The organism is Phyllobacterium sp. P5_D12 (assembly GCF_054049495.1).
Genome location: NZ_JBFUMG010000654.1, coordinates 1 through 2270, shown reverse-complemented (window position 1 = coordinate 2270; position 2270 = coordinate 1). Strand labels below are relative to the sequence as shown.

Genomic DNA, 2270 nt, shown 5'->3' with positions numbered 1-2270 from the left:
GCGCTGATCGGGCTTGGATATCGCTCCATCTCGATGTCGCCCGCGTCGATCGGCCCGATCAAGGCCATGCTCGGCACGGTCGATGTCGCAGAGCTTACCGCGCAACTCGCCGATGCGATCGACAATCACGGCGAAACCGGTTCGTTGCGCCATGTTCTTACCAAGTTCGCGGAGCGAGCTGGCGTTCCATTGTGAGGTTTGAGTGAGTTCTATTCCGCAGGATCGTATGGATCAACTGCTGAAGCGTTTCTCCATGATGGAGACGCAGATGGCGAGCAATCCTGATTCCGAAACCTATGTGAAGCTGGCTTCGGAGTATTCCGAGCTTGAGCCCGTGGTCGCCAAGATTCGCGATCTGCTCGCTGCGCGCAGCGAAGCGGAAGGGTTGCAAGCCATGCTCGATGACGGCACCACCGACAAGGACATGCGTGAACTGGCGGAAGCCGAGCTGCCCGACATCGAGGAGCGTATCGAGGAACTGGAGAAGGATATCCAGGTCCTCCTTTTGCCGAAAGACGTCGCTGACGAGCGCAACGCCATCCTCGAAATTCGCGCCGGCACTGGTGGCTCGGAGGCTGCGCTTTTCGGCGGCGATCTGTTTCGCATGTATGAGCGCTATGCGGCCGCAAACGGATGGCGCGTCGAGCTGATATCGGCCAGCGATGGCGAAGCCGGCGGCTACAAGGAAGTGATCGCCATGGTTTCGGGCAAGGGCGTTTTCGCCAAGCTGAAGTTCGAATCGGGTGTCCACCGGGTACAGCGCGTTCCGGATACCGAGGCGAGTGGCCGCATCCATACGTCCGCCGCGACAGTTGCCGTACTGCCGGAAGCCGAGGAGATCGACATCGATATCCGCCCCGACGATATTCGTATCGATACAATGCGTGCATCGGGATCGGGCGGTCAGCACGTCAATACGACCGACTCGGCGGTGCGTATCACGCACATTCCTTCCGGCATCGTCGTCGTGCAGGCGGAGAAGTCGCAGCACCAGAACCGTGCCCGGGCCATGCAGGTTCTGCGTTCGCGCCTGTTCGACATGCAGCGCCAGAAGGCGGACAGCGAGCGTTCCGAAGCCCGGCGCAGCCAGGTCGGTTCGGGTGATCGCTCCGAGCGCATCCGCACCTATAATTTCCCGCAGGGGCGTGTGACCGATCATCGCATCAACCTGACGCTCTACAAGCTCGATCGCATCATGGAGGGCGATCTCGATGAGCTCATCGGCGCGCTGATCTCCGATTACCAGACGGCACTACTTGCCCAGATGAACGAAAGCTTTTGAGCGTCATGGTAGAGCATGGGACCCGCCTCGCCGATGTGCACAGAGAGGCCCGCGTTCTTTTAGCAAAAGCGGGACTCGAAACGGCCGATCTCGACGCACGGCTGTTGGTCGAATGGCTGACGGGCTGCGATCAGCTCGAGGCGATCCGCAATCCGGCCCGCCCGATCGACCAGACGATCGTTGCGCGGCTTCACACAGTTCTTACCCGGCGAATCAATGGCGAGTCCGTGCATCGCATCATCGGCAAACGTGCCTTCTTTGGTATCGAACTTGGGCTTTCCGCCGATACACTCGAGCCCAGGCCCGACACCGAAGCCCTGGTGGAACTCGCGATCCCGTTTCTGCGCCAGCGTATCGAGGAACAGGGTGTCGCGGACCTGATCGACCTTGGAACCGGGACGGGCGCGATTGCCTTGGCGTTGCTCGATCAATTCAGCCAATTACGCGCAGTGGGCGTCGATATTTCTGCGGGTGCACTTGATACGGCGCGTGACAATGCCCACATCAACAATGTATCAAATCGTTTTGCAGGCCTTCATTCGGATTGGTTTTCCGAGGTAAATGGCTCATTCGACATGATTGTTTCCAATCCGCCATATATACCGTCCCCCGATATAAAAGGCTTGCAACGTGAAGTAGCGCTGCATGATCCGATCGGGGCTCTGGATGGCGGGCAGGATGGCCTAACCCCCTACCGAATCATTGCCGGGCACTCCCGGCAGCATCTCAGGCAGGGTGGTGCGGTCGCATTGGAAATCGGTTTTGGACAACGTAGTGATATCGAGGCGATCTTTTCGAAGGAGAAATTCGCTTTGGGTGCTGTCCAGAGAGATATTGGTGGGCACGAAAGGGCACTTTTATTCACACCACTGTAAAAAGATTGAAAAAAGGCTTGGAATTTGGCTGGAACACGGCTAGTTTCCGGGTACCGCACTAAACCGAAACAAATCTGGTCTGCCTATCAAGAGATTGATACGGAAATTCCGGG

At 58.0% G+C, this 2270-nt stretch carries 3 protein-coding genes; all 3 read left to right on the top strand.

Annotated elements, in window-relative coordinates; genetic code table 11:
• The coding region (locus ACXJ5O_RS24830) for a hypothetical protein (RefSeq protein ID WP_457302230.1) at positions 1 to 195 on the top strand (195 nt) is incomplete at its 5' end.
• Between the two features lie 31 nt (positions 196 to 226).
• Positions 227 to 1282: a peptide chain release factor 1 gene (prfA, locus tag ACXJ5O_RS24825; RefSeq protein ID WP_457302232.1), complete on the top strand. Its 1056-nt coding sequence runs from the start codon at positions 227 to 229 to the stop codon at positions 1280 to 1282.
• Between the two features lie 5 nt (positions 1283 to 1287).
• The gene (gene prmC, locus ACXJ5O_RS24820) at positions 1288 to 2157 is read left to right on the top strand and encodes a peptide chain release factor N(5)-glutamine methyltransferase (protein WP_457302231.1); all 870 of its coding nucleotides are present in this window, start codon (positions 1288 to 1290) and stop codon (positions 2155 to 2157) included.
• Positions 2158 to 2270: the final 113 nt, after the last annotated feature.